The organism is Variovorax sp. 10N420 (assembly GCF_056394705.1).
In genome coordinates, this window is the sequence record NZ_JBFTIJ010000010.1 from 55,667 (window position 1) to 81,294 (window position 25,628).

Consider the following 25,628-nt stretch of genomic DNA (forward strand, 5'->3'; position numbering starts at 1 on the left):
GCACTTTGTGCTGGATGCACGCAGCAGAACCTTGACCGCGCGTGAACTCCTCGCGGTCCGCGCCATGAGTTCGCGCAGGACGTGGGTCATCGCGATGCGAGCAAGGGAAGCCATTCATGAGCGGATCGTGCTCGCGTTCGCGCAACGGATCGAAGGGCGCGGCCCGGGGCCGACGGACCTCGATTTGCGACTGTTCGCGCGGCTCGCGGTCACGGAACAGCGACTGAAGCGCGCTTTCGGGAAAGCCAGGGCCCAGCGTTCGTGTGCCGCAGGGCCGGCTCGATGAATCCGGATGAACTTCACACGAGGAGAACCTTCATGACAACTGCCGCCATTGTTCCTGTCGAGTCTTCACGCCGGCCCTCCGACATCGCCTTCGGAAGCATCGTGGATCTTGCGCGAATGCAAATCTGGAGGCCATCCGCAGAGGTGTGCGATGCGTGCAACACCATCAACACGCGCTCGGCGCAACTGTGCAAGTGCTGCTCGCACAAATTGCCCGCCTTCTATGCCGCGGGAGACCACGCAAGGCGCACGCACCTCATGGCTTCCATCTGGCCCAACGCTGCCGCGCCGGAGCGCGCGTGGGCCGTGGATTTCCTGGCCTTCTCGGTGGTGATCGGTTCGCTCATCGTGATCACTGCCTTCATATCGATTCCTTGAATTACCGGGGCCTGGCGGAGTGGCGCAATGACAAAGTTCTGCGAAGCGTGTCACACACCGAACAGGGATCGCGCCAAGTACTGCCGGGGGTGTGCGGGAAAGTTCTCCGGCGTCCGCACTCTGGCGAATGCCTTCGGTCCGACAGAGCCCTCCGTGCCCTTGACGACTGGGGCGCACTTGCCGCACTTGCCGCACTTGCCCCTGGCGGTTCATGGCCAATCCCTGACCGCCGCCCCGGACTCCTGGCAGATCGCGCCCAGGCCCCGGCGCGATGTGCAGGCTCATTTTCCGAAGAACGTGGATGCATCCGTCCTCCTGATGTTGATCGCCATCGTCATCGCGAGCGCAGCCTTTGTCCTCTGGTACTTGAATCTGAAGCACGCAGCGGAGTACAGCCCTGTACCGAAGCCGTCCGCATCGGCCCAATTGCAATTGCCAGCGATCAAGCCGGCGCCAGAACCACCGCCCGCAAGCGCTCCGGCCGTTGCGGCGGAACCTCCTGCCGCGACCCCTGCCGCATCGAACGAAGTACCGGCGGTGCCGCCCGAGCCAAGCGTCGCCGCGCCGGATCCGCCGCAGCCACAAGTTGCCGCTGTTGATGAGGCGACGACGGGGGCACAAACGCACGAGCAACCGCAATCTCAATCTCAATCGCAATCGCAATCGCAATCGCAATCGCAAGTACGAATGGTCACCGCAGCGCCTCGGCACGTGCGCACATCGCGTCGGGACGATGAAACACTGCACGCCGCAGCGCGCACTTCCGAAAGCGAGCGTCGGGAGGTGGTCCCTGTCGCGGTGCCCTCCGAGCCGAGGCCATCTGCATCTGTCGAACCGGCGAGCGCCATCAGGTCCCCGAAGACGCCTCCTGTGCGCCCTCCGGTCCAAACGGCGGCGCGAACTGCTCCGGGCCAGGGCGGCTCGGCACATTGCGATCCTTACAACCCGTTTGGCGAAGCATTGTGTGTGAACGCAGCTCAGGCCTCAGGCCGGGCGCCGCAGTCCGGGTCTGGCGTGAATGCAGCATCTTCTGGACGGGGAGCAACAGGAACTGCGATGTCGAAGGGTCTTGGCGCCATAGGAGGCTTCGCCGCTGCCATAGCCCCTGAGGCCGGCGCAGCCGCGGGAGGGGCCTCGGGCGGCGGCGGACCCGGAGCGGGAAGTGGATCAGGTGGTGCCGGTGGTAGCGGCCCGGGCGCTGGCGCCGGTGCCGGAGGTCCTGGTGCCGGTGCCGGTGCCGGAGGTCCTGGTGCCGGTGCCGGGGGTGGTGGCGCTGGCGCTGGCGCCGGGGGTGGTGGCGCTGGCGCTGGCGCCGGGGGTGGTGGCGCTGGCGCTGGCGCGGGAGGTGGTGGCGCTGGCGCTGGTGCGGGAGGTGGTGGCGCTGGCGCTGGTGCGGGAGGTGGTGGCGCTGGCGCTGGTGCGGGAGGTGGTGGCGCTGGCGCTGGTGCCGGAGGTGGTGGTGCTGGCGCTGGTGCCGGAGGTGGTGGCGCAGGTGCTGGTGCCGGAGGTGGCGGCGCTGGTGCTGGTGCCGGAGGTGGTGGCGCTGGCGCTGGTGCCGGAGGTGGTGGCGCAGGCGCTGGTGCCGGAGGTGGTGGCGCAGGCGCAGGTGGCGGCGGAGGTCCCGGTGGCGGAGGCGGTGGGCCCGGCGGTGGCGGTCCCGGCGGCGGCGGCCCTGGAGGCGGAGGTCCCGGTGGCGGCGGTGGTCCCGGCGGCGGAGGCCCCGGTGGCGGTGGCGGTGGACCCGGCGGTGGCGGTGGCCCAGGCGGTGGCGGTCCCGGCGGCGGCCCGGGAGGCGGTGGGCCCGGCGGCGGACCAGGCCGTTGACCGTTGAACACTGCCCGAGGCAGCCCTTCAACCCCTCGATCTCACGACCCCGCTTTCAGGCAAGCCACTGCACCTCAAAAACATGACAGCCCCATGCCGCCACGTCAAGAAACAGCCCCCGGTCGAGCAAATCATCCCCGGGCCGGTCATACACAGCCTGCCCGAGCAGATCCTTCAACCTCCACATACGACCAGCAAGCTGCGACAAGGGAAGGCTCACGAAGCACTGGCACTGCTGAGGCGAGTAGTTCACCACGCCCAGCAACCACTCGCCCGATGAGAGGTTCCAGCGAAAGGCGATGAAGCTGTCCCACGTCGGATTCCCGGCCCACGTCGGAACGCATTCCAGCAAGCTCCAGTTGCCATCCCGAAGAAGCGGCCGATGCAGGATCTCGAGGAGCCGGGCGTAGAACTGCGCGATGTCTTCGTCCACCGCCTCGACCGGCGCGCGGACCAGATGCGGCGAAATGCGTGCGCGCCGCCCCTCCAATTGCCCTTGGTGAAAGAACCTCATCCCGGGCGACATGAAGGTCACCACTGCCGCAGCCTTGTGAACTTCAGGCGCAAAGGCCGAGGCCGCGCGAGGCTCGTCATGGTTCTCCAGAAAGCGCGCCAGCTTGTCCTGATAGTCCAGCCCCGCCAGCAGATGCTCTCGGACAGGCCGCGCATGCTGCTCGCGCAAACGGTCATACAGGCGCTTGTCATAGGCGTCGTCGAATCCCTCCCGCTGCAGCGTCCACTCCATATCCCAATAAGCTTCCGCGATGAAGAGAAACGCAGGACTTCGAGCGCGCACCGAATCGATCGCGTGCCGCCAGAACGGCGCGGCGCGAATGCCCCAGGTGCGCTCGAAGACCTCCGGCAGCACGAGCATCGCCATATCGCAGCGCACGCCGTCGCATTGACTCGAGATTCGCTCCAGCTCGATGACCATCGCCGCCTGCAACTCCGCGTTGCCATAGTTCAGCTGCAGCGTGTCAGGCCATCCATCGAAGTACGGATCACGGCCATAGGCGAATACCGCCTCCCCGCTCTTCGTGGTCAAGCGGCAGTAGTTCTGCGGAGCGCGCGCCAGATCGGCTTCGCTGCCATGGACAAAGTAATCGGGATGTTCATCCACCCACGGGTGGTCCGGTGCCATGTGATTGGGCACGAAGTCAAGCATCAGGCGCAATCCTCGCTGGCGCATGCGCGCGCGCAATCTCGCGAGTGCGGCATCACCCCCGAGGCCCTGGTGCACGGTATAGCCGGTGATGGCAAAGCCAGAGCCTGCGATGTCTTCCTCGCGAAGGTCGGGCAAGGTCTGCTCGAATTCGCGGCGCCATTGCGGGTTGCTCCGCGAGATGCGTTGAGCGGCAGCGCCCGTCTGCCAGACGCTCAACAGCCAGATCCAGTCGAACCCCATCTGCGCCCAGCGATCGAGTTCGGCGTCCGCGATATCGTCCAGCGTCGCCGCGCGCCCCAAAGAGGCGGACAACCCCGTCAGCGTGACGCGCGTGTTGATCTGATAGAGGGCCGGGTAGCGAGGGTTGGCCACCGCATCACCGCGCTGAATTCTCTGGCCCCGCCTTGCCTCGAAGCGCCCGCGCCGCCGCGGCTTCAGCACCGGGCATCAGCAGCAGGTCTTTCGTCAGCACGGCGTTCGTCTGAATGATGCGCGCAACACAACCCGTCCAGCCGGTCTGGTGACTTGCACCGATGCCCGCTCCCGTGTCTCCATGAAAGTATTCGTAGAACAGCACCAGATCGCGCCAATGCGGATCGTCGCGGAACCTCTGGGCGCTGCCGTGCGCAGGCCGCTCGCCTTCGCTGTCTCGCACGAAGATCCGGCTCAGGCGCTCGCCCAGTTCCTTGGCGACTTCGAGCAGCGTCATCATCCGCCCCGAGCCCGTAGGGCACTCGACCTTGAAGTCTTCGCCGAAATAGGCATACAGGCGCAGCAACGATGTGTAGAGCAGGAAGTTGATGGGCATCCACACCGGGCCGCGCCAGTTCGAATTGCCGCCGAACATTCCCGAGTCGGAATCCCCCGGCACATACGCGACCCGATACGACTGGCCCGAGTGCTCGAAGACATAAGGGTGATCGCGATGGACCCGCGACAGCGCGCGAATGCCGTAGGGGCTGAAGAATTCGTCCTCGTCCAGCATGCGAGCGAGGATGCGGCGAAGCTTCTCTTCATTGACGATCGACAGCATCCGGCGATTTGCGACGCCGGGCTCCTGCGGCAGATGCACATTGGCCGCAAGCTCGGGATGGCGCATCAGGAACATGCGCGCACGTTCGCGAAACCTCGGCATCTTCTCGACGATGTTTTCCTCGAACACCGCGACTGCTGCGAGCGGCAAAAGGCCGACGATGGAGCGCACCTTCAGGCGCGTGGCGCTGCCGTCGGGCATTCGCAGCACGTCATAGAAGAAGCCATCCTCTTCGTCCCACATCTCGTCCTGGCGGTCTCCCACCCTGTCCATCGCTCCGGCAATGAAGAGTGTGTGCTGAAAGAACTTCTCGACGAACTCCTCGTAAAGAGGCTCGCTGAGTGCCAGTTCGACGGAGATGCGAAGCATCTGCTGGCTGAAGAACACCATCCAGGCGGTGCCGTCTGCCTGATCGAGATAACCACCCGTGGGCAGCGGCGCCGAGCGATCGAACACGCCGATGTTGTCCAGCCCCAGAAAACCACCCTCGAACACATTGGCGCCGGTGCGGTCCTTTCTGTTGACCCACCAGGTGAAGTTGGCCAGCAGCTTGGAGAAGGCGTACTTCAGGAACTCGATGTCACCGCTGTCTCCGCGGCGTTCCTTGTCGACCAGAAAGAGCTGCATCGTCGCCCACGCATGCACCGGCGGATTGACGTCGCCGAAGTTCCATTCGTAGGCCGGAAGCTGACCGTTCGGATGCAGGTAGTCGTTGCGCAGCATCAAGTCGAGCTGCTGCTTCGCGAAGTCCGGGTCGACCATGCCGAGCGGAATCATGTGGAAAGCCAAGTCCCAGGCGGCATACCACGGGTACTCCCACTTGTCCGGCATCGAGATGATGTCGTCGTTGAACATGTGCGACCAATCGACGTTGCGCACTTTGCGGCGCTCCGATTGCGGCAGCTGGCTGCCGGCGCCGTGCTCGTCCAGCCAGAGATCGAGGTCGTAGTAGAAGTACTGTTTGGTCCACAGCATGCCGGCCAGCGCCTGCCGCATGACGTTCGCCCGGTCAGGATCATCCTGAACGGTAGGAGGCGTCAGCGACGCGTAGAAATCGTCCGCTTCCTTCAGCCGATTCGCAAAGATGACGTCGAAGTCGCCGAAGGGCGCCGGCAACGCCTCGGGCCCTCGCGTGGTCAACCGCAGCCGGACCGACTTCGATTGGCCCGCAGCCACGCTGAGTTTGTAGTGGGACGCGACCTTGGTCCCCTGCCCTGCCAAATTGACTGCATCCGAGTCTGCGTTGACGACGAAACGGTGAAAGGCGTCTTTCACATAGGCCGAGGCATTGGTTCCGCCGAAGAGGCGCGCGTTGTTGGTTTCGTTCTCGGTAAAGAGCAGCGGGACTTCGGCGTTGCCATCACCATCGCAATAGAGGTAGTACTCGTCCAGCGATTCAAGAAAGAGCGGATCGGTATGGCGCGCATGAACCGTCGCAATCCTGCTTGAGGCAACACGCTCCAGGACCGGTTTGGAGCCGCCACCCGACTGCGTCCACGTGTTGCGGAACCACAGTGTCGGCAAGAGATGAAGGGGCGCCGCTTCAGGTCCGCGATTGAACGCAGTGATGCGCACCAGGACATCGTCGGGCGCCGCCTTCGCATATTCGACGAAGACATCGAAATAGCGGTTGTCATCGAACACGCCTGTATCCAGCAGTTCGTATTCAGCCTCCTGCTTGCCGCGCCCACGGTTGGTGGAAACCAGGTCGTTGTACGGGTAGGCCGCCTGCGGGTACTTGTACAAGTACTTCATGTACGAGTGCGTCGGCGTCGAGTCGAGATAGAAGTAGTACTCCTTGACGTCCTCGCCATGGTTGCCCTCGCTGTTGGCAAGTCCGAAGGCTCGCTCCTTCAGGATCGGATCGCGCCCGTTCCACAACGCCAGCGCAAAGCACAGGATCTGATGGTCGTCGCTGATGCCTCCAAGGCCGTCTTCACCCCAGCGGTAGGCGCGCGAGCGGGCCTGGTCATGGGTGAAGTAGTTCCAGGCGTCGCCGTTGTCGCTGTAGTCCTCGCGCACCGTTCCCCATTGCCGCTCGCTGAGATAGGGACCCCACTTCTTCCAGGGCGCACGCTTGGCATGCGCGTCATCGAGCCGTCGCTTTTCCGCAGGTTCAGTGCTCATGGGAGGTCTCCTGGAGGAACGACCACGATTGGGCCTCATCCCCGCATGTTTGATCAAGACAAACATGGAAGCACCGGAACAAGGTGAAACAAGCGAAGTCGGGTTTATCCCGTAGGCGCGCCCGTGTAGTGGCTTTTACCGTTGCCAGCCAACCTGGAGGAGACAAGCCCATGATGCGCAATGCGATACGTAGTGCCTGCTTTGTAGCCGCGTGTGCCGCGCTTCTCGCGCAGACGCCGTCCTGGGGTCGGGACGACCACGACGATCGCAGCGATCACGGCGATCACGGCAATCGCCCGGACCGTGCCGACATTGCCCGGCGCACCCACTTCGGCAAGATCGTTGGCGTGGACGACTCCAGCAACACCGGGACGCTCGCATGGAAGGGCGTGCCCTTTGCCAAGCCGCCAGTGGGCGACCTGCGCTGGAAGGCTCCGGTCGATCCCGATCCATGGAAGAAGCCCAAGGCGACCCAGCAGTTTGCCAATGCGTGCGCGCAATACGGCCGCATCTACGGCCCGGGCGTCAACAACCGCTACGACGCGACCATCGGCACCACGCTGAACCAGGCCGTGGGCAACGAGGATTGCCTCTACCTCAACATCTGGCGTCCGGCGAATGACCGGGACGACTTGCCCGTCATCGTCTTCGTCCACGGCGGAAGCGACGTGTCGGGCTATACGGCCGACCCGGTCTACGACGGCGCTGCGCTCGCCAAGGCGGCGCAGGCGGTCGTCGTCACGGTGAACTACCGGCTCGGCATCTTCGGCTTCCTCGACGTGCCGCAACTCAAGTCGGGCACCCAGCCGGAGGAAGACTCTGGCAACTTCGCCTTGCTCGACATCGTCAAGGCGCTTGAATTCATTCGAAGCGACATCGATGAATTCGGCGGTGATCCACGCAACGTCACATTGATGGGACAGTCAGCGGGGGCCATCAACGTCTATGCGCTCCTGGCTTCGCCCGTGGTCACGAACGCGCGCCACAAGCTCTTCCACCGCGCGGTGCCGCTCAGCGGCGGACTGTCGCTTGCCACGGACCTGCCTCCCGGCAGTATCCCGACGCTGAGCCCAGAGCCGGTGTATCTCGCCCAGGGCAATGCCCTGCTCACGAACCAGCTTATTGCCGACGGGCTCGCCAGCGACGCCGCCTCCGCCGCCGCCTATGTGGCCAGCCAACCGCCCGCGCAGATCGCAGCCTATCTGCGCTCCAAGAGCCCCGCGACGCTGTTCGGCACGCTGCTCACCAAGCTCGCGCCGCTCGGGCTCGCAGGCTCCGGCCCCATCCCCGACGGCGCCGTCCTGCCCGTCGATCCCATCGCCGCCATTCGCGCCGGGAACTATCTGCGGGTGCCCGTGCTCGCGGGCAACACTCGCGACGAGGCGAAGCTGTTCCCGACCTTCCTTGCGCTGTCCCCCGCGCTCGGCGGCGTCAGCGGCCGGCTCGTGAGCGATGCAACTTTGTTCTCGACCCAGTTCAGCTACAACCCCGACGCACCGCCCGCGGTGAGCATCGGCCAGTGGATTCCGGCGCAATACCTTCCGGTGACGACGCCCGTCACGGGCTTCAACGCAAAGACGGACTTGCTGAACCAGATCTTCTTCATCGCCAGCCGCGACAACATGCTCAACACGCTGAAAGCGCAGCAGCACGAGGTCTGGTATTACCGCTTCGACTGGGACCAGGAGCCGGCGCCCTGGAACGACATCTATGGCGCGGCGCACGCTTTTGACTTGCCGTTCATCTTCGGCACTTTCGGGCCCTCGCTCTTCTCGAACATCGCGAACTCGACCGCGAACAAACCGGGGCGGCTGCAACTGTCCGAAGCAATGATGAAAAGCCTGGGCGCCTTCGCCCGCCGAGGCGACCCGAACGCGCAGGTGCTGGGCGTCACCTGGCAACCGTGGCCTTCGATGCTTCTCTTCGACGCGACGGCGACCAGCAAGGCGATTTCCGTACAGTAGCGCAGGGGCCCAGGGTCCATTGAACCGTTTCCTCGTGGGCTGGAATGAACCGTTCCAACCCACGAGAAGCGCATGGGCCCACGAACACGTCCCACGAAGGCAGGCTGCCCCGTCCCGGAGCACGAGGAGTACAGTGCGCTGGAGCCCCTCTCTCATGAGCTTCCGATGCCGAGCATGCCCCTCGATGCCATCCGCACGCAGGCCGAGGAAGCGTCCTTGGCCGAGCGCGCGGAGGTGGGCTTGCTTGCCCGAACGACCAGGGGCGACCTGCAGGCTTTCGAGCAGCTTTATCGCGCCTATCACCCGCGCCTCACGCGCTTTCTCGATCGCCTGACGCGCCGCCCCGGCCTCGTCGAAGAAGTCCTCAACGACACGATGCTGGTGGTCTGGAACCGCGCCGCGACCTACAACGGCCGCAGCAAGGTGTCGACCTGGATCTTTGCGATCGGCTATCGCAAGGCCATGAAAGCGTTGAGCCGGCTGGATGAGCCCATTTCGGAAGAAGGCGACGACGATCAGCCGGCGCCGGCGGAGGCCAATCCCGAGTACCGCGCCGCGCAGTCGCAGATTCGCGAAGTGCTGGCACAGGCCATGGACCAGCTCTCGTTCGAGCAGCGCGCGGTCGTCCACCTGACCTACTTCCACGGCATCGGTTGCCGCGAAATCAGCGAGATCGTCGACTGCCCCGTGGACACCGTGAAGACGCGCATGTTCCATGCCCGTCGCAGATTGAAGAACCTGCTCGTCGGTCGATTGGAGGATTGGCTGTGAGCGGGCGCGTCGTTCCCCTCGGCACGGACGTGCATCAGAAGGTGCAGGCGCTGCTGCCGTGGTATGTCCGCACCGGCGCAAGCCCCGGCGAAGAAGATCGACAAGCCAGGGACGAACGCGCCTGCGTCGAAGCGCACGTCGCCGAATGCGCGCGCTGCCAGGCCGAACTGGCCTGGGAAAGGGAGATTCAGGCCGCCTGCGCCAGTTCGGAACCTCCGCCCATCGGCAACGCCGACCACGGATTCGCGCTATTGCGCGAGCGCATCGCCGCCGATGCATCGCCACCACGACGCCAGGGACTGCTGGCGCGCCTGAAGGCGCACTGGCGGGACACTCCCGTGTTGACTCGTTGGGCGCTTGCCGGTCAATGCGCGCTTGTCGCGGCGTTGAGCGGCGTGCTCGTGATGGCCGTGGTCCCGGAACAGCGCTTCCGGGCACTCGGCGGACCCGCGCCGCGTGGCGCCGCCACTCATGGCAACCTGATCGTGCGCTTCCGACCCGAGGCCACGGAGCAGCAAATGCGACGCGTGCTGCGCGAAAGCGAAGCCCGGTTGGTCTATGGGCCGACCGCCACCGATGCCTACCTGCTGGCGGTGCCGGCCGGCCTCGAAACAGCGGCGGTCAACCGTATGCGCAAGGAAAGCACGGTGATGCTCGTCGAGTCGCTCGATGGCCGGGCGCCGCCATGAAGCGCCTTCTCGTGGTGCTGGCATGGCTGCTTTCCCTCGCCGCAGTCCAGCCGCTCGCGGTAGCCGCGCCGACCGAGCCGACCGTCACGACGCCCGCTCCCGATCAGCAAGTGTTGCTGCTGTTGCGCCTTCCGCCGGAGCACTATCGGCCCGAGAGCGCCTATTCAGGCGGCTACGGCGACGGCCCGGCGCACGGTGCGCGGCGCCGCGTGGCTGCAGCGCTCGCACGCGAACATGGCCTGACACTGATCACCGACTGGGCGATGCCGCTGCTGGGTGTGGACTGCTTCGTGATCGCCGTGCCGGACGGCCAATCGCCCGAACGCGTCGCGCAGGACTTGTCGCGCGATCCACGCGTGGCCTGGGCGCAGCCGATGAACGTCTTCCAGGCACAGGCGGGCCACGACGACCCGCTGTACCCGCTTCAACCGGTAGCGCAAGCCTGGCACCTTCAAGACCTGCACGAGATCTCCACCGGCCGACAAGTGCGCATCGCCGTGGTCGACAGCGGCGTCGACGAACTGCACCCCGACCTGGTCGGCCAGGTGGTGCTCAGAGAGAACTTCGTCGTCGGCCGCCGTGACGTCGCCGAGGACCATGGAACGGCGGTGGCGGGCATCATCGCCGCGCGCGCAGACAACGGCGTCGGCATCGTCGGCATCGCGCCGAACGCACGTCTGCTTGCCTTGCGCGCATGCTGGCAGCAAAGCAGCGACAGCACCTTGTGTACGAGCCTGAGCCTCGCGATGGCGCTTCACTTCGCCATCACGCACGATGCCTCGGTCATCAACCTGAGCCTCAGCGGGCCGCGCGATCGCCTGCTCGACAGGCTGCTCGATGTCGCGCTCTCGCGCAGCATCAGCGTGATCGGCGCCTTCGACCGGAAGTTGCCCGACGGCGGATTTCCGGCATCGCACGCGGGCGTCGTGGCAGTCGCCGACGACACCGGCGAGCCTGCACTGCGCGGCACGCTGGTCGCCCCCGGTCGCGACGTGCCAACCACCCTGCCGGGTGGCCGCTGGAATCTCGTGTCCGGTTCATCGTATGCCGCAGCCCACGTGACGGGCTTGTTCGCCCTGATGCGCGAACGATCGCCGGCACCGGCAGCGGCGCCTTCCTTCGCCAGCGTCGTCGCCTTCCCCGGCGGAGACATCGACGCTTGTGCCACACTGGCACGCGTCGCAGGCGATGCTGCCTGCGTCCGCACCGTGACGCGATCCACGACACCCTTCAACATGCGTCAGTGACATGCCGACCGCCGGTCTGCGTGCCGCGCTCTGCCCCTCGCTCTTCCTCGCCTGCGGCGTCGCTTTCGCACAGGTCGGTGCAAGCGTCGCGCTCCTCTCCGACTATCGCTATCGCGGCATTTCGCTCAGCGACGAGCGGCCGACCCTTCTCCTGAGCGCCGCCTATGACGATCCGGGCGGCTGGTTCGGCGGCGGGTCGCTGACTGAAGTGATGCTGTATCGGCCGCGCTGGCAAGTGCAGGCGCTCGGCTATGCGGGGTACGCGAGCCGGCTTTCGGATCGCTTCGGCTGGGAAGCGGGTGTGACCGGCGTTCACTTCGGCACCGACTCGCGCTACGACTACTACGAGGTGTTCGCTGGGCTGAATGGCGAGAGATGGAACATGCGGGCGCACTACTCGCCCGACTATTTCGGCAGCGGCGCGCGTACGGTGTATGGCGAATTCAACGTGGGCGTGCCTCTTTCAGCCCTGATGCGCGCAACGGCGCACGTCGGCGCGCTGATGCGAGTCGGCGGCACCCGCACCGAAGACGCCAACGCGAGCTTCGATGCAAGCCTGGGGGCCGCCGTCGCGCGCGACGCGTGGGAAGTGCAGCTCGCCTGGGTGGCAGGCGGCCGCAGCGCCGTCTACCCGACTGCCTATGGACGCGCATCGCGCGGTGCGCTGGTGCTGAGCGCTTCGCTCGCCTTTTGAACGATGGCGGCATGAACCTTTCGGCGCCGGCCCGGAATACACCGAGCCCCGTCCCAAAGGAGATGCGCAATGAGAGCCAATCGCCTGAAGTTGTACGGTCTCGCCTGTGCGAGCGCGTTCCTGCTGGCCGCCTGCGGAGGCGGTGGTGGCTACTCTGGCAGCCCGTTCGTGCCAGGCGCCGGATCAGGGATGGGCACCGGCACCGCAACCGGCATGGGCCCAACCACCGGCATGAGCTATGCCGCGACCAACCTCGTGTCCGATCTCTCCGCGGCCAACAACCTGTACGGCAGCTCGAGCAGCGATGCACGCCTTGTCAACGCATGGGGCGTGGCCTTCAACCCCAAGGGATTCGCCTGGGTCGCGAACAATGGCTCATCGACCTCCACCCTCTACGACGGCAACGGCGTTGCGCAATCGCTGGTCGTATCGATACCGCCAGGCGCTGCCGGCAATGCGATGCCGACCGGCATTGTCTTCAACGGCCACCAGAACTTCATGGTCACGCAAAACGGCGTCACCGGCGCGAGCGCCTTTATCTTCGCGGGACAAGGCGGCACCTTGTCCGGCTGGTCGCCCAGTGTCGATATGACTCACGCGGTCACGGTTTTCGACAGCGGACCCGCGGGCGCGGTCTACACGGGCCTGGCCATCGCCAGCCAAGGCTCCGCGGACTTTCTGTACGCAGCGGATTTCCGCCACGCGAGAGTCGACATGTTCGATTCGACCTTCAAGCAGACCCGCGTCGCGGGCACCTTCGTCGACCCGGCATTGCCGGCCGGTTACGCGCCATTCGGCGTCCAGGCGATCAATAGCCTGATCTACGTGAGCTATGCCATGCAGGACGCGCAAGCGGCCAACCCCATCGCGGGAGCCGGTCTTGGAGCCATCGACGTCTTCGACACTGCCGGCCGGCTCGTCAGCCGCCTCGTTCCGCCGGGCGGCCCGGTCAACGCGCCATGGGGCATGGCGATGGCGCCGGCCGACTTCGGTCCCTTCAGCAACGCTTTGCTCGTTGCCAATGCCGGTGACGGGACGATCAATGCGTTCAACGCGACCAACGGTGCGTTCATGGGGACGCTCTCGACAGCGGCAGGAAGCCCTGTCGTCGTTGATGGCTTGAAAGGCATTGCCTTCGGCAATGGCATCGACAACCAGCCCACGAACACACTATTCTTTGCCGCAGGCCCCGGCGGAGGAAGCCATGGCGTCTATGGCCGCATCGACAACCGTTGAATCTCGTGTTGTGAAGGAGAAACTCACCATGAAACATGCAGTCGTGATGTTGATTTCCAGCCTGTCCTTGGCCTTCAGCCTTTCCGCGCTGGCGGCCGGTGGTGGTGGCGGCGGCGGAGGAGGCGGTGGTGGTGGGGGCAGCGAAGCCGTCAACGTCAACCCGGACCCGGACTTCCGTGCAGGAATGGCGGCGGTCGGCAAGGAGGACTGGCAGCAGGTCCAGACCCACATGACCGCCTACGTCGCGCGCAGTCCCGGCGACGCCGACGCGTGGAACGAGCTGGGCCATGCGCAACGCAAGCTGGGCAATACCGAGGGCGCGCTGAGTTCCTACGACAAGGCGCTGAAGATCAACCCGAAGCACAGGGGCGCGCACGAATACCTCGGCGAGGCCTATCTACAGATGGGTGACCTCGCACGGGCCGAGCAGGAACTCAAGGTGCTCGACAAGCTCTGCTTTCTCCCGTGCGAAGAGTTCACTGACCTGAAGGGCGAGATCGCGAAGTACCGGAGCCAGCGCGCGGCGAAGACCGGGACGTGATGCTTCCACTGCTCACGGCGACAGTCGGGGTACCGACGGACAAGACCGCAAACTTGCCGGTGCCGAGGACCTCGTGCAGTCGCTGCGGCGGCGTTCATCGCGTCCTGCATGCCGGTGTTCATGCCTTGACCACCGGCCGGACTGTGCACATGCAACGACGCGAAAGCGACCATGTCCGATCGGGAAGAACACCAGCGGGCTGCCCCGCGCCGATGATGAGGACCTGAGGGTTCATTGCATGTACTTGCTTGAGGCGCAGACAGCTTGCTCGGCTTGAGGGTTTACCCCAGCCATCCGCAACCCCGGCACTCGTTCGGGCCAGCTTCGGGTTAGCGAGAGCATCCTGTCACGCAGGCGAAGGCGTATCGTCCGTGGCAGGATTAAATTCGCGGCCAACGACACGAGTGAGGAGGCGGCGACGCGGAAACCGGAGAACAGGGCCGGGCGCGATCGCCACAGACAGTGAATAAGCTTCGAATCACTGGCCCTGGAGGGGCTCGGTACTGCCTGGGCGACCCGATGCTGGTCCTGGACGGGGAGGTCCTGGTTTGCACTGTCGACCCGGTGCCAGTCAGTTCGTCCGGCAACGAGATATGGGTCGAGCATTTCACGCCGCCCTTGTTCAGCCTGGAAGAAAGCCGGCATCTCAGCCGGCTCATCTTTCTCGAAATCTGCGCCTTCGTCGCCGAACAGGTCCAGCAGGTGCAGGCGGTGTCTTTTGCGTTCTCGCGCCCGGCGGGGCTTCTGTCGAACCCTTCGGCGGATCGCGTGGAGACCATGCACCGCATCGGCATCGAGAACGTTCAGGTCTCGCCGAAGCCATGTGCCATCCCTGGGCACTTCGTGGTCAGCGGCACCTGGCACTACAGCGAGCGCAACCTGGCGGCCCTGAACGAGGTACTTGCGGAGCTGCGTGGGCTGTACCGCGATCGGCCGATCGGCACCGATCCGGAGGGCAGCGCGCGCGCGATCAAGCGTCTCGTCGCGCGCTGGCGCAAGCAGTAGCGGCCCCGGCCGCTAGCGGCGCCCGCGCATCAGCGACAGCAATAGCGCCGTCAGGACCGCGCTGCCGGCTGCGGCATAGACCACGGCCTTCATCGGCTCGTCGGAGGCGAACTGCATGCCGCGCTGTTTCAGGTCGACCGCCTGCCCCTTCATGCTGTCGATCTTCTTGCCGGCCGCGTTGACGGCGTCCTTCGCATAGGCCTTGCCGGCTTGAGCTGCCGCGCTCGCCTTGGCCTGGGCATCTTGCAAGTAGCCCTGAGCCGCGTCCGCGGCCTTGCGGCCCATGCTGTCGGCGTCTTCCGTTGCCCGGCGAACGGGGTCCTCTTGAGTACCGGCTGCGCCCGTGGTCCCCATGGTCTCTGAGCGCGTGTTCGATGAATTGCTTTCCATGATGTCGTCCTGGTTGTGAGTGTGTGAGCGGCGGTCGTGCACGGTTGTGTATCGCTTCGTTAGCGCCGCTGATTGATCAGCCGTCATGCCCTGCCCGTGTAGGCGCCGGCTCGCTTGGATGTGCATGGGCCGGCCTCCGCGCACGGCGCGCGAGGCGCCTACGCCGATGCGGGTCGAGGGCTCACGCCCGTTGGCGGCTCGATGCGCTATTGCTGTTGAAAAGTGTTGCAATCCAATGGAAGAGCACTGTGATGACCATCAGCTTCGCACATCTTCAAAAACATCTTCAAAACCAGAACGGACTGGCGTTCGCGCCATTGTTCTTCGCCATGACGCTGGCGTTCGCCCAGCAACCGCCCGCGCCGGGAGCGCCATCGCAGCCCGCCGAGATCTCGAAGGAATCGCCTGCTCCGGCCCCGCAGCGGGCCAAGGACGCGGCGGCGCCAAAGGCGCCGGCATTGGAAACCCATCCGAGTCCGGCTGCAGCAGCCAACGCGCAACGTGCCGCGCGCCAACCGTACGATCCGGCCCATGCCGAGCCCAAGGAACCCGGCCCCTCCGACCCTGAACCGATCACGCATCCGGACAAGGCGCCTTCGCCAACGCCGCCGCGCTGACAACGACCTACTGTGAGGGCGCAATGCCTTGCATCAGCAGTGACAGCGCCTTCTGCACGCCCTGCGAAGACAGCGCTTCGCCCTTGTCGTAGCCCAGCCGCACGACCACGAGGTCATGCGAGGGAACGATGATCACCACCTGCCCGCCTGCTCCGAGCATGTAGTAGGCCGACGCGGGCACGGGCCACTGCCCCATTCCGTTGATCCAGAAGAAGCCGCCGTAGATGGGCCGCTTGTCGGCCGCCCACGCCGGCGCGACGGTGCTCACGAACTTGACGAATCCTTCGGGCAGGATGCGCTCGCCGTTCCACACGCCGTCCTGCAGATACAGATTGCCCAGGCGCGCCCAATCGCGTGCGGACATGAAGTCGTGGCCTTGCGTGAGGAAATTGCCGTAGGGGTCGGGTTCAATGCTCATCGAGCGCACGCCGATCTTGTCGAAGAGCGCGCGTTGCGGAAATGACAGGTAGTCCTCGCCGCGCGCTTCGACAGCAAGCCGGATCAGGTAGTTGGCCAGCACAGGATCGGTGTTGCGATAGCGGCCGATGGTGTTGGGCGGCCATTGCTGCGGTCGAGTTGCCGCGTAGTTGAAGGCGTCAATGCGGCCCGTGTAGAAATAGATGTGATCGGGGTAGGTGCCGTTCGGGTCGAAGTCCGGATCGTTGGGCGCCTTGATGCGCAGGCCGCTCGACATGTGCAGCAGGTCCGAGATGCGGATCTGCTGGCGCTTGTCGCCGGGGGCTTGCCATTCGGGAATGGGCGCGGGCTGGTCCAGCGTATAGACCCCCTGCTTAATGAGAATGCCCATCAGAGTGGCCGTGACGCTCTTGCCCATCGACCAGGATTCGAGCGGCGTCGTCGCAGTCGCGCCGTTCGCGTAGCGCTCGCCGATGATGCGTCCCTTATAGGTCACGACGAAAGCGGTGGTGTATGCGCCCGACGCCTCGAAGGGCGCGGCCATCGCCTGATCGACCTTCGCCGTGTCGATGCCCGTGGCGCGGTCGGTCGGCAGCACGTCGCCCATCGGCCACGGCTGCGTGGCGGGATCGGGCAGCGCGCTGGTCACGGTCTCGGGCTTGAAGGACACCTCCCTCGCGCCCGGCGCCAGCGTCACGCATCCCTGCGAGCCGTAATACCTGGCGGTCAGCGTCTTGCCGTTGGGCATGGTGATGCGCACTTCCTTGTTGGCGCGGTCGACCACCGGCTTTCCCACCTTGCTGCGCTGCGCATAAGGCCCGGTGAAATACCCGGTGGCTTCGGCAGCCACATCCGGATCCATGCCGGTGATGAAGACGTTGGAACACACCGTCTTGGCGAACCCGGCGGTGTTGTGCTCCAGCGGATCGCCCGGCGGCGGAACGTAGGGCGTGTCGATCTCGAAACTCCGGGCGCGTGCGATCAACGCGTCGCGCGCGGGCAGTTGGGAAGCGGTCGCTCCTGACCCGGCGGATCCCGCGCCAGCGAGCCCGCCGCCTCCTCCTCCACCACCACCTCCGCACGAAACCAACGCCAGCGCCATCAGCGCCCCTGCCATCGCCGCGAGTGCGATGCGCACCGGCCTTTTCATGAGCTTCTCCTTTTTGTTTCGACCGTGAGTCTCCACGACAACCGGGACATTGCTTCAGCGGAGGACTCAGGGTTTGCCCTCGCGGGCAGGGCCCTTGAGCAACACGCCCGCACCGGGGCTCGTTCAGCGCCTTCTGAGACGGGGGCGTGTCATCGTGCTTACATCGCGGCGTCACGGTCCGCGCCTAGTCTTGGCACGCCCAAGTTATGGAGTACCCCACTATGAACCCGTGGTTTGTCCTGCGCGCACCTGTCGCGCTTTCGATCCTGGCGTGCGCCCTGACCGCTTGTGGCGGCGATGGCGGCGGCAGCGCCCTTGGCGGAGCAACCGCTGCGACCGGCACCACCGCCAGCAGCAGCACGCCGAGCAAGACCGATTCCGCCGCTTCCTCATCCGACACCAGCCAGCCGAACGTCAGCTACGCCCCCTGACCCTCGCGCCATCACTCCCAAAGAAATCCAAGTCAAACACATGACGACACGACGAAAGTTCCTGCAAAGCACCACTGGCACCGGCATTGCCGCCGCTACCTTGGCGACCTTTCCGCCCAGCATCCGCCGCGCGTTGGCCATCCCTGCACACCACGAGACGGGCACCGTCAAGGATGTGAAGCACGTCGTGCTGCTGATGCAGGAGAACCGGTCCTTCGACAGCTACTTCGGCACCTTCAAGGGCGTGCGCGGCTTCGGCGACCGCTTTGCAGTCCCGTCGCCCAACGGCAAGAACGTCTTTTCGCAGACCTATACGAAGACGACGCCGCCCAGCACCTTCGTGCCCTATCACCTCGATGCGAGCAAAGGCAATGCACAGCGCGCCGGCAGCACGCCGCACTCCTGGTCCGACTCGCAGGCGGCATGGGACCACGGCCGCATGTACAAATGGCCCGATGCCAAGGGCCAATTGGCCATGGGCTTCTACGAGACTGCGGAAGTCCCCTTCCAGCGTGCGCTGGCGGATGCCTTCACGCTGTGCGACCACTACCACTGCGGCATGCACACCGGCACGATCGCGAACCGGCTCTTCTACTGGAGCGGCACCAATGGCCCCAACGGCATCAGCCCGATCGATGGCAGCAAGGTCCGCGTCGCCGGGTTGAATAACCAGTTCAACGGTGGCAACGACATCGGCGCCTCGACGGCCGGCTGGACGTGGACCACCTATGCCGATCGCCTGGAGAAGGCCGGCGTGAGCTGGAAGGTCTACCAGAGCCTGATCGACAACTACGGCTGCAACGAGATGATGGGCTTTCGCCATTGGCGCGCCGCCATCGAGCAGATGCCGCCGACGCGCCGTCCGGTTTACGTCGCGGCAACGGACATCACGCAGCCCGTCACCGCGGCCGGCCCGTTTTACGACCCGGTGGTCGACGACGCGCTCAGCCCGCTCGCCAAGGGTTTCGGCAACACCATGCCGTATGGCTTTCTCGAAACCTTTCGCGAAGACATCAAGAACGGCACGCTGCCGGCGGTGTCCTGGATCATTTCACCTTCCGCCTACAGCGAACATCCCGGACCGTCGAGTCCGGCAAAGGGCGGCTGGTACGTGCAGCAAGTGCTGGACGCACTGACCGCCAATCCGGAGGTCTGGAGCAAGACCGTGCTGCTGGTCAACTTCGACGAGAACGACGGCTTCTTCGACCACCTGCCCTCGCCTGCGGTGCCCTCGCGCAATGCCGATGGTTCCTTGTCCGGCGCGCACACGTTCGCGGAGGCGGACGTGGCGGTCGAATATCACGACTTCGCGCCAGCGACCACGAGCCAGCCCGCAGCCGACGGACGGCCCTATGGTCCAGGGCCGCGCGTGCCGATGTGGGTGGTCTCGCCCTGGAGCCGCGGCGGCTGGGTCAACTCGCAAGTCTCGGATCACACTTCGACGCTGCTCTTTCTCGAGAAGTGCTTCGGCGTGGTCGAGCCGCAGATCAGCAACTATCGCCGCGCGATCTGCGGCGATCTCACCAGCGCCTTCAACTTCGAACGGCCCAACGACGAGCCGCTGCCCACGCTGGCCGGACGCAAGACCAAGGAAGAAGCCGATGCGCTGACTGCCGAACAGCAAGCACTGCCGAAGATCGTGCCACCGGCCGATCCCACGTTGCCGGTGCAGGCCAGCGGCGTGCGTCCTTCGCGTGCGCTGCCCTATGAGCTGCACACCAGCGCGCGCAGCGATTCGGCCAACGGCCGCATCCAATTGCTCTTTGCCAACAGCGGGCGTGCCGCCGCCGTCTTCCATGTGTACGACAAGCTGCACCTGTCGGACCGCCTGCCGCGCCGCTACGCCGTCGAAGCCGGCAAGCAACTCAACGACTACTGGAGCGCAATGACCGACAACGCGGGCCTGTACGACCTGTGGGTGCTCGGTCCCAACGGTTTCCATCGCGAGTTCAAGGGCGACTTGAATGCACTGCGCGCGGCAGGCGCGCCGGCGCCCGAGATCCGCGTGGGCTACGACACGCGAAGCGGCAACATCCACCTGCAGCTGCGCAATGATGGCCGGCGCGATTGCCGCTTTACCGTCAAGCCGAACAAGGCCTATGCCCGGCCACAGGTCCTGGGCCCCGGCGGCGGCAGGGACGACCGCGGCGACCGTCACGACAACAAGGGCCACGGGCACAACAATCATGACGACCACGACGACCACGACGATCACGGTAACCACGGCGGAATCGGCACCAACCCCGACGGTTCATGGAGCGTTCGAGTCAAGGGCGGCGATGACGCCGGCATGCGCTGGAGCCTGGACGACAGCGGCCAGTGGTATGACTTCGTGGTGACCTGCGATGCGGACGCCAGCTTCTACCGGCGCTTCGCGGGTCGCGTCGAAACCGGGCGCCACCTGGTGAGCGATCCGGCCATGGGGCTCGCAGACCGCTTCTGAGCGGCGATGCCGCTACGCCCCTCGTGGTTGCAGCTCAGCGTGCCCGAATGACGTCGGAGACGACGCCGTTCTCGTTGACGGTGCAATTCACGTTGGGCTTGCCAGGGCCGATGCCGAGCGTCACGACGTAGAACCCATCGTTCATGGTCTGTGCATCGGTGATGGGGGTCACGCTTTCCTTGGGCACCTTGTACTCGCGGGACACGGCGTCGATGCAACTCGTGCGTGACACCAAGGGCGACATGAAGCCGCCGACGAGAGGCGGCAGGGGTTTGTAGTTGGCGCAACCGCTCGCAACTGTGATGAAGGCGATGACCGCCAGTGATGAACGACTGCGAACCCACATGCTGACTCCTTGGTATGCCGGCCGCTCCGGCGGAATGGTTTGCCGATGGCTCACTGGAAGGTGAAGTCGACGGCCTTCGGTGCGCCATCGATCGCCACGCGCTGCGACTTGGTCTTGCCCAGCGCTTGTCCTTCGACGGTGAAGCTGCCGTTCGGCAGCTTGACCAGGCAGATGGGTCCGGTCGAAGGAACACTCAGGACGCTGGCACCCTTGGCATCCTTGATCGTCAGATTGACGGAAGCCATGTATTCGCCATTGGACGATGCAAAAAGCAGCGACAGCGGATAGTCCTTCCGCGCAGCAAGCATCGCCTTGGAAGATCCCAGTCCGATGCCGCCACATGTGAAGCTCGCAGCGCCTTGTGTTTGGAGGGGCGGTATTGCAGGCGCATCCTGCGCCGGCACGGTGACTGACGCACAGGTCAAGACAACAGCGGCAATGGGAAGGGTCAAGAATGAAAGACGCATGCCAGTCTCCTTGAATTGAGGTGGGGTGTCGGACCGCTGCGTAGATTCTCAAAAAGCGGGGCCAGTTGCGCCATCCCGGCGCCCACCTAGCCGCACGTACGTGGCAATCACCCGAGGCCCACATAGACGCCGCGAACCAGCAACGCCGCCATGGCGGCCATGGTCAGGCCGACGAGCGCGTCCAGCACTTGCCATGCCTTGGCTCGCGTGAACAGCGGAGCCAGCCAGCGCGCCCCGTAGCCCAGGAGCCCGAACCACGACAGACTGGCCACGCTCGCGCCGGCCACAAACCAGCCGCGCATCGATGCCGGCTGCTGGGCTCCGATGCTGCCCACCAGCAGCATCGTGTCCAGGTAGACGTGTGGGTTCAGCAACGTGAATGCGGCGGCCTGCGCCATCGCGGCAGCCCGCCCGAGGCGCACGCCCCCTTCGGATGGCAACAACGCGTGCGCGTGTCGCGCGCGGCGCAATGCCTGCAGGCCGTAAACGGCAAGGAAGGCGGCGCCGGCCAATGCCAGTGCCCGAGTCAGCCCGGGGTGGTCACCCAGCGCGCGCGCCATGCCCGAAACCCCGGCGACGATCAGTACGCCGTCGGCCAATGCACAGAACAACACGATGCTGCCCACATGCTCGCGCCGCAGTCCCTGGCGCAAGACGAAAGCGTTTTGCGCGCCGATGGCAACGATGAGTCCCAGGCTCAGGAAGAGACCTTGCGCGAAAGCCGAGGACGCAAGCGAAGCGGAGTCGGAAAAGTTCAACATCAGGGAATCTTGCCTCCATGCATCAATGAAGACAAACTATCTTTACTAACGTCAATTTAGGATTGCTAATTTCATGCTGGACTATTCAGCGCTTTCGGCACTCGCTGCCGTCGTACGCGAAGGCAGCTTCGAACGCGCGGCCCGCGCGCTGCACGTGACGCCATCGGCCGTGTCGCAACGCATCCGGCTGCTGGAAGAGCGCGTCGGTTGCGCCCTGGTGGTGCGTGATCAGCCCTGCCGCGCCACGGAAACGGGTCGGCGCCTGTGCCAGCACGTCGATCGCGTCCGCCTGATGGAGCAGGAACTCGAAGGCGCCGTCGCGGCACTGGCGCCGGAGGGAGTCACTCGGGTGCCGCTGCCGGTGGCGGTGAATGCCGACAGCCTGGCGACCTGGTTCGCTCCTGCCGTGGCCGCCTTCGCCGCCGAAGCGCCGGTGCTCATGGAAATCGCCATCGACGACCAGGACCACACGGCCGAATGGCTGCGCAGCGGCACCGTGCTGGCAGCCGTGACCGGCACCGCGCGCCCTGCGGTCGGCTGCGACAGCCGTCCATTGGGATCGATGCGGTACGTGGCTGCCGCCACCCCTGCCTTTATGGGTCGTCATTTCGCGGATGGCGTGGGAGCCGGCAGCCTCGCGCGCGCGCCCAGCCTGGTGTTCAATGCCAAGGACGAACTGCAAGCACAGTGGGCGCGCCGCCTTTGCCATCGCCATGTCGAACTGCCCCGTCATACCTTGCCGTCCACGCAGGCTTTCGTGACCGCGACGCTGGGCGGCATGGGTTGGGGCCTGCACCCTCGGGCGTTGATTGCGCCGCACCTCAAGAACGGCTCGCTCGTGGAGCTCGTCCCCAAAACCCCGCTCGACGTCCCCTTGCACTGGCAGCAGGCCCGCGCAGCGTCCGCCCTTCTCGATGGACTCACGCGCCAACTGGTCGCGGCCGCGCAGCGCGCCCTCTTGCCGCACCAGTGAGCGAGTCTCCGGCGGGAGTCATGCGACATACTTCGGCTCGCATTTTTCGCTTTCGCCCATGTCACTCGCGCTGCTGCTCCTGCAACTCACCGTCATCCTGATCGTCGCCCGCGGATGCGGCCTCTTGCTCCGTGCCTTCGGGCAGCCGATGGTCATCGGCGAAATGACGGCGGGCGTGCTTCTGGGGCCGGTGGTGCTGGGTGCGCTCTTTCCGCAATGGCATGCGCAGCTGTTTCCGCCCGCCTCGCTGCAGGGTTTGTCTTCCCTGGCATCGCTGGGTGTCGTGCTTTTCATGTTCGTGGTCGGTGTGGAGCTTCGTGCGCCAGTGGGCGTCGCCGCGCAAGTGAAGGCGGCGGGGTGGGTCGGCGTCTGCAGCATGCTGTTGCCCATGGTTCTGGGCTTGTCGATCGCCCCGGTGCTGCATCCTTCACTGGCGCCAAGCGGGTTGCCTTTCTGGCCGTTCGCGCTTTTCCTTGGGGTGTCGCTGTCGATCACGGCCTTTCCGGTGCTGGCGCGCATCCTGAAAGACCGGAACATGACGCAGACGCGGATCGGGCAATTGGCACTGGGTGCGGCGGCCGTGGTCGACTCCCTGGCCTGGGTGCTGTTGGCGCTCGTGGTCGCTTTTGCGAGTTCGCACAGCGGTTTGGAGGGCTTCGTCCGGATCAGCCTTGGCCTCGTCGGACTGGTTCTGACAATGTTCGTGGTCGTCAAACCCCTGCTGGCGAGGGCACTGCGCCTGCATGCGCCCGAAGGCGAGTCGTCTCCGATGATGCTGGCGATCCTCATGATCGGGCTGTTCATCTGCGCGATGGTCACGGAGTGGCTGCACCTGCACGCGGTGTTCGGCGCTTTCCTGTTCGGCGTGAGCCTTCCACGCGACGATCGTCTGCTGAAGCATCTGGTCGACCGGCTCGAGCCTCTGTCGGTCGTCGTGCTGATGCCCATCTTCTTCGCGTTGGCGGGCTTGGGGACCACCCCGGGCGCGTTCGCCGGCGCGGGCCTGGGAGCGCTGGCGCTGATCCTGCTGGCGGCGATGTCCGGCAAGATCGCAGGGGGCGCGGCCGGCGCTAAAGTGTGCGGCTATGGCTGGCGCGAAAGCCTCGCGACCGGCACGCTGATGAACTCTCGCGGGCTGATGGAGCTGATCGTCATCAAGGTCGGTCTGGACGCGGGCTTGATCGGCGCCGAGCTTTTCACGATGCTGCTGGTGATGGCGCTGGTGACGACCGCCGCGACCGGTCCCTTGCTCACGCTCATTGCCAGACGCAGCCACGCCCCCGTGGGCACCACGAATTGAAAGAGAAAAGAGAAGGAGACTTCGCTCATGCAGGCAAACCAGGAACAGGAACGCACTCAGGACTGCGATGTTCTCGTCATCGGCGGAGGACCAGGGGGTTCGACCATCGCCGCACTTCTCGCGCGCGAAGGACGGCGCGTGGTGCTGCTGGAGAAGGAGCATCACCCGCGTTTCCACATCGGCGAATCGCTGTTGCCGGGCAACGTCGACCTGTTCGACAAGCTGGGCGTGCGCGCCGAGGTAGAGAAGATCGGCATGCCCAAGTTCGGCATTGAATTCGTGTCGCCGGACCTCGACTACTGCAGCTACGTCGATTTTTCCGAAGGCTGGGACCCGTCCAAGGATTCGGCATGGCAGGTCCGCCGTTCGGAGCTCGACGAGTTGCTCTTCCGCAATGCCGCCAAGGAAGGCGCGCTGACGATGGAAGGCGCCAGGGTGCGCGAAGTGGATTTCGACGACAGCGGCGCGACCGTACAGGCAGTGCTCGACGACGGCGGAAAGCGCACCTGGCGCGCACGCTTCGTCGTCGATGCCAGCGGCCGCGACACGGTGCTGGCCAACAAGTTCAAGTCCAAGAAAAAGAATCCCAAGCACAACAGCACGGCGCTCTTCGGGCACTTTCGCAATGCACGGCGGCTCGAGGGCAAGCGCGAAGGCAACATCAGCATCTGCTGGTTCGACCACGGCTGGTTCTGGTTCATTCCGCTGGCCGATGGCACCACGAGCGTCGGCGCAGTGTGCTGGGCCTATTACCTGAAGGCGCGCGACAAGCCGCTGAAGGACTACTTCTTCGACACCATCGCCATGTGCCCTGAACTGCACGACCGCCTGAAGGACGCGACGCTCGTGGACGACCAGGTTCACGCGACGGGCAACTTCTCGTACTCGAGCACGCATGCCGCCGGCGACCGCTACCTGATGGTGGGGGACGCCTTCACCTTCATCGACCCGATGTTCTCGTCGGGTGTTTTCCTGGCGATGCAAAGCGCCTTCGACGGCGCCCAGCTGGTGCAGACAGCGCTCGACAGGCCGGCGAATCTACCGAGGGCGCGCGAGGAGATGGAGAAACGGATGCGCGTCGGCCCGAGCGATTATTCGTGGTTCATCTATCGCGCCACGAACCCGACCATTCGCGACATGTTCATGCACCCGCGAAACATGTTCAACGTCAAGCAGGGGCTCATGTCGCTGCTCGCCGCGGACATTCATCAGGGGCGTGGCTACCGTCGTTCGTTGTGGATGTTCAGGGCGGTCTATTACTTCGTCTCTCTGATCAACTGGCGCCGGACGTACCAAGGATGGAAGCGGCACCACTTCAATGTCCGCGACCTGGGGCTCCTGCGCGGCGAGACCATCCAGAAAGCGGACTGAACG

General features: G+C 65.2%; 23 protein-coding genes and 1 pseudogene. 16 read left to right on the forward strand and 8 right to left on the reverse strand.

Annotation, left to right across the window (positions count from 1 at the left end; genetic code table 11):
• Positions 1–318: 318 nt before the first annotated feature.
• Both AC1DEK_RS23385 and AC1DEK_RS23390 read left to right on the forward strand, forming a co-directional pair.
• The gene (locus AC1DEK_RS23385) at positions 319–663 is read left to right on the forward strand and encodes a hypothetical protein (protein WP_478127685.1); all 345 of its coding nucleotides are present in this window, start codon (positions 319–321) and stop codon (positions 661–663) included.
• Positions 664–1,825: 1,162 nt separating this feature from the next.
• Positions 1,826–2,494 carry a hypothetical protein gene (locus AC1DEK_RS23390; protein WP_478127686.1) on the forward strand — a complete coding sequence of 223 codons (669 nt, stop codon included), beginning with the start codon at positions 1,826–1,828 and terminating at the stop codon, positions 2,492–2,494.
• Positions 2,495–2,542: 48 nt separating this feature from the next.
• Here AC1DEK_RS23390 and AC1DEK_RS23395 read toward each other — a convergent pair whose 3' ends face one another.
• A complete protein-coding gene (locus AC1DEK_RS23395) occupies positions 2,543–4,024 on the reverse strand; it encodes an alpha-amylase family glycosyl hydrolase (protein WP_478127687.1) in 1,482 nt (493 codons plus the stop codon).
• Between the two features lie 4 nt (positions 4,025–4,028).
• Positions 4,029–6,812 carry an MGH1-like glycoside hydrolase domain-containing protein gene (locus AC1DEK_RS23400; protein WP_478127688.1) on the reverse strand — a complete coding sequence of 928 codons (2,784 nt, stop codon included), beginning with the start codon at positions 6,810–6,812 and terminating at the stop codon, positions 4,029–4,031.
• Positions 6,813–6,982: 170 nt separating this feature from the next.
• On the opposite strand from AC1DEK_RS23400, the gene AC1DEK_RS23405 reads away from it, so the two are divergent.
• From AC1DEK_RS23405 to AC1DEK_RS23435, 7 genes are all read left to right on the forward strand, one after another.
• Entirely contained in the window at positions 6,983–8,776 is a 1,794-nt protein-coding gene (locus tag AC1DEK_RS23405) for a carboxylesterase/lipase family protein (protein WP_478127689.1), read from the forward strand.
• A gap of 165 nt (positions 8,777–8,941) precedes the next feature.
• Positions 8,942–9,547: an RNA polymerase sigma factor gene (locus AC1DEK_RS23410; RefSeq protein WP_478127690.1), complete on the forward strand. Its 606-nt coding sequence runs from the start codon at positions 8,942–8,944 to the stop codon at positions 9,545–9,547.
• Positions 9,544–10,236, forward strand: a complete 693-nt coding sequence (locus tag AC1DEK_RS23415; RefSeq protein ID WP_478127691.1) for an anti-sigma factor — start codon at positions 9,544–9,546, stop codon at positions 10,234–10,236. Before AC1DEK_RS23410 ends, AC1DEK_RS23415 begins: the two co-directional genes overlap by 4 nt.
• Positions 10,233–11,483, forward strand: a complete 1,251-nt coding sequence (locus AC1DEK_RS23420; protein WP_478127692.1) for a S8 family peptidase — start codon at positions 10,233–10,235, stop codon at positions 11,481–11,483. Before AC1DEK_RS23415 ends, AC1DEK_RS23420 begins: the two co-directional genes overlap by 4 nt.
• A 1-nt stretch (position 11,484) precedes the next feature.
• Entirely contained in the window at positions 11,485–12,177 is a 693-nt protein-coding gene (locus AC1DEK_RS23425) for a TorF family putative porin (RefSeq protein WP_478127693.1), read from the forward strand.
• A 69-nt stretch (positions 12,178–12,246) separates the two neighbouring features.
• On the forward strand, positions 12,247–13,413 hold the full coding sequence (locus AC1DEK_RS23430; protein ID WP_478127694.1) for a TIGR03118 family protein: 1,167 nt from the start codon (positions 12,247–12,249) through the stop codon (positions 13,411–13,413).
• A 28-nt stretch (positions 13,414–13,441) separates the two neighbouring features.
• Entirely contained in the window at positions 13,442–13,954 is a 513-nt protein-coding gene (locus AC1DEK_RS23435; protein WP_478127695.1) for a tetratricopeptide repeat protein, read from the forward strand.
• An 83-nt stretch (positions 13,955–14,037) separates the two neighbouring features.
• Here the strand turns inward: AC1DEK_RS23435 and AC1DEK_RS23440 are convergent.
• A pseudogene (locus AC1DEK_RS23440) lies at positions 14,038–14,127 on the reverse strand (FAD-dependent monooxygenase); the annotation flags it as partial.
• 346 nt (positions 14,128–14,473) lie between these two features.
• Between AC1DEK_RS23440 and AC1DEK_RS23445 the strand changes: the two are divergent.
• Positions 14,474–14,959: a hypothetical protein gene (locus AC1DEK_RS23445; protein ID WP_478127696.1), complete on the forward strand. Its 486-nt coding sequence runs from the start codon at positions 14,474–14,476 to the stop codon at positions 14,957–14,959.
• Between the two features lie 12 nt (positions 14,960–14,971).
• Here the strand turns inward: AC1DEK_RS23445 and AC1DEK_RS23450 are convergent, their stop codons facing one another.
• Positions 14,972–15,349 carry a hypothetical protein gene (locus AC1DEK_RS23450; RefSeq protein WP_478127697.1) on the reverse strand — a complete coding sequence of 126 codons (378 nt, stop codon included), beginning with the start codon at positions 15,347–15,349 and terminating at the stop codon, positions 14,972–14,974.
• A gap of 251 nt (positions 15,350–15,600) precedes the next feature.
• Here AC1DEK_RS23450 and AC1DEK_RS23455 point away from each other — a divergent pair, with 251 nt between their 5' ends.
• Positions 15,601–15,966, forward strand: coding sequence for a hypothetical protein (locus AC1DEK_RS23455; protein WP_478127698.1), 366 nt, complete (start codon positions 15,601–15,603; stop codon positions 15,964–15,966).
• Between the two features lie 7 nt (positions 15,967–15,973).
• Here AC1DEK_RS23455 and AC1DEK_RS23460 read toward each other — a convergent pair whose 3' ends face one another.
• Positions 15,974–17,533: a serine hydrolase domain-containing protein gene (locus tag AC1DEK_RS23460; RefSeq protein ID WP_478127699.1), complete on the reverse strand. Its 1,560-nt coding sequence runs from the start codon at positions 17,531–17,533 to the stop codon at positions 15,974–15,976.
• A 221-nt stretch (positions 17,534–17,754) separates the two neighbouring features.
• On the opposite strand from AC1DEK_RS23460, the gene AC1DEK_RS23465 reads away from it, so the two are divergent.
• A complete protein-coding gene (locus AC1DEK_RS23465; RefSeq protein ID WP_478127700.1) occupies positions 17,755–17,964 on the forward strand; it encodes a hypothetical protein in 210 nt (69 codons plus the stop codon).
• 40 nt (positions 17,965–18,004) lie between these two features.
• Complete coding sequence (locus AC1DEK_RS23470) at positions 18,005–20,407, forward strand: phosphocholine-specific phospholipase C (RefSeq protein WP_478127701.1); 2,403 nt, start codon at positions 18,005–18,007, stop codon at positions 20,405–20,407.
• 34 nt (positions 20,408–20,441) lie between these two features.
• Here the strand turns inward: AC1DEK_RS23470 and AC1DEK_RS23475 are convergent, their stop codons facing one another.
• The 3 genes from AC1DEK_RS23475 to AC1DEK_RS23485 form a co-directional block, all read right to left on the reverse strand.
• A complete protein-coding gene (locus tag AC1DEK_RS23475) occupies positions 20,442–20,753 on the reverse strand; it encodes a hypothetical protein (RefSeq protein WP_478127702.1) in 312 nt (103 codons plus the stop codon).
• Positions 20,754–20,803: 50 nt separating this feature from the next.
• Positions 20,804–21,220, reverse strand: a complete 417-nt coding sequence (locus tag AC1DEK_RS23480; RefSeq protein ID WP_478127703.1) for a carboxypeptidase regulatory-like domain-containing protein — start codon at positions 21,218–21,220, stop codon at positions 20,804–20,806.
• Between the two features lie 107 nt (positions 21,221–21,327).
• A complete protein-coding gene (locus AC1DEK_RS23485) occupies positions 21,328–21,981 on the reverse strand; it encodes a LysE/ArgO family amino acid transporter (protein ID WP_478127704.1) in 654 nt (217 codons plus the stop codon).
• Positions 21,982–22,054: 73 nt separating this feature from the next.
• On the opposite strand from AC1DEK_RS23485, the gene AC1DEK_RS23490 reads away from it, so the two are divergent.
• Genes AC1DEK_RS23490 through AC1DEK_RS23500 form a run of 3 tightly spaced genes read left to right on the forward strand, consistent with a single transcriptional unit; the run spans position 22,055 to position 25,625 of the window.
• Positions 22,055–22,954, forward strand: a complete 900-nt coding sequence (locus AC1DEK_RS23490) for a LysR family transcriptional regulator ArgP (protein WP_478127705.1) — start codon at positions 22,055–22,057, stop codon at positions 22,952–22,954.
• Positions 22,955–23,012: 58 nt separating this feature from the next.
• A complete protein-coding gene (locus tag AC1DEK_RS23495; protein ID WP_478127706.1) occupies positions 23,013–24,254 on the forward strand; it encodes a cation:proton antiporter domain-containing protein in 1,242 nt (413 codons plus the stop codon).
• Positions 24,255–24,281: 27 nt separating this feature from the next.
• A complete protein-coding gene (locus AC1DEK_RS23500) occupies positions 24,282–25,625 on the forward strand; it encodes an NAD(P)/FAD-dependent oxidoreductase (protein WP_478127707.1) in 1,344 nt (447 codons plus the stop codon).
• The last annotated feature ends 3 nt before the right edge of the window (positions 25,626–25,628 follow it).

Coding starts and splice junctions, on each gene's coding strand:
- AC1DEK_RS23385 (WP_478127685.1), top strand. CDS start 319: ATGACAACTGCCGCCATTGTTCCTGTCGAGTCTTCACGCCGGCCCTCC.
- AC1DEK_RS23400 (WP_478127688.1), bottom strand. CDS start 6,812: ATGAGCACTGAACCTGCGGAAAAGCGACGGCTCGATGACGCGCATGCC.
- AC1DEK_RS23405 (WP_478127689.1), top strand. CDS start 6,983: ATGATGCGCAATGCGATACGTAGTGCCTGCTTTGTAGCCGCGTGTGCC.
- AC1DEK_RS23410 (WP_478127690.1), top strand. CDS start 8,942: ATGCCGAGCATGCCCCTCGATGCCATCCGCACGCAGGCCGAGGAAGCG.
- AC1DEK_RS23420 (WP_478127692.1), top strand. CDS start 10,233: ATGAAGCGCCTTCTCGTGGTGCTGGCATGGCTGCTTTCCCTCGCCGCA.
- AC1DEK_RS23425 (WP_478127693.1), top strand. CDS start 11,485: ATGCCGACCGCCGGTCTGCGTGCCGCGCTCTGCCCCTCGCTCTTCCTC.
- AC1DEK_RS23430 (WP_478127694.1), top strand. CDS start 12,247: ATGAGAGCCAATCGCCTGAAGTTGTACGGTCTCGCCTGTGCGAGCGCG.
- AC1DEK_RS23435 (WP_478127695.1), top strand. CDS start 13,442: ATGAAACATGCAGTCGTGATGTTGATTTCCAGCCTGTCCTTGGCCTTC.
- AC1DEK_RS23445 (WP_478127696.1), top strand. CDS start 14,474: ATGCTGGTCCTGGACGGGGAGGTCCTGGTTTGCACTGTCGACCCGGTG.
- AC1DEK_RS23450 (WP_478127697.1), bottom strand. CDS start 15,349: ATGGAAAGCAATTCATCGAACACGCGCTCAGAGACCATGGGGACCACG.
- AC1DEK_RS23455 (WP_478127698.1), top strand. CDS start 15,601: ATGACCATCAGCTTCGCACATCTTCAAAAACATCTTCAAAACCAGAAC.
- AC1DEK_RS23460 (WP_478127699.1), bottom strand. CDS start 17,533: ATGAAAAGGCCGGTGCGCATCGCACTCGCGGCGATGGCAGGGGCGCTG.
- AC1DEK_RS23465 (WP_478127700.1), top strand. CDS start 17,755: ATGAACCCGTGGTTTGTCCTGCGCGCACCTGTCGCGCTTTCGATCCTG.
- AC1DEK_RS23470 (WP_478127701.1), top strand. CDS start 18,005: ATGACGACACGACGAAAGTTCCTGCAAAGCACCACTGGCACCGGCATT.
- AC1DEK_RS23475 (WP_478127702.1), bottom strand. CDS start 20,753: ATGTGGGTTCGCAGTCGTTCATCACTGGCGGTCATCGCCTTCATCACA.
- AC1DEK_RS23480 (WP_478127703.1), bottom strand. CDS start 21,220: ATGCGTCTTTCATTCTTGACCCTTCCCATTGCCGCTGTTGTCTTGACC.
- AC1DEK_RS23485 (WP_478127704.1), bottom strand. CDS start 21,981: ATGTTGAACTTTTCCGACTCCGCTTCGCTTGCGTCCTCGGCTTTCGCG.
- AC1DEK_RS23490 (WP_478127705.1), top strand. CDS start 22,055: ATGCTGGACTATTCAGCGCTTTCGGCACTCGCTGCCGTCGTACGCGAA.
- AC1DEK_RS23495 (WP_478127706.1), top strand. CDS start 23,013: ATGTCACTCGCGCTGCTGCTCCTGCAACTCACCGTCATCCTGATCGTC.
- AC1DEK_RS23500 (WP_478127707.1), top strand. CDS start 24,282: ATGCAGGCAAACCAGGAACAGGAACGCACTCAGGACTGCGATGTTCTC.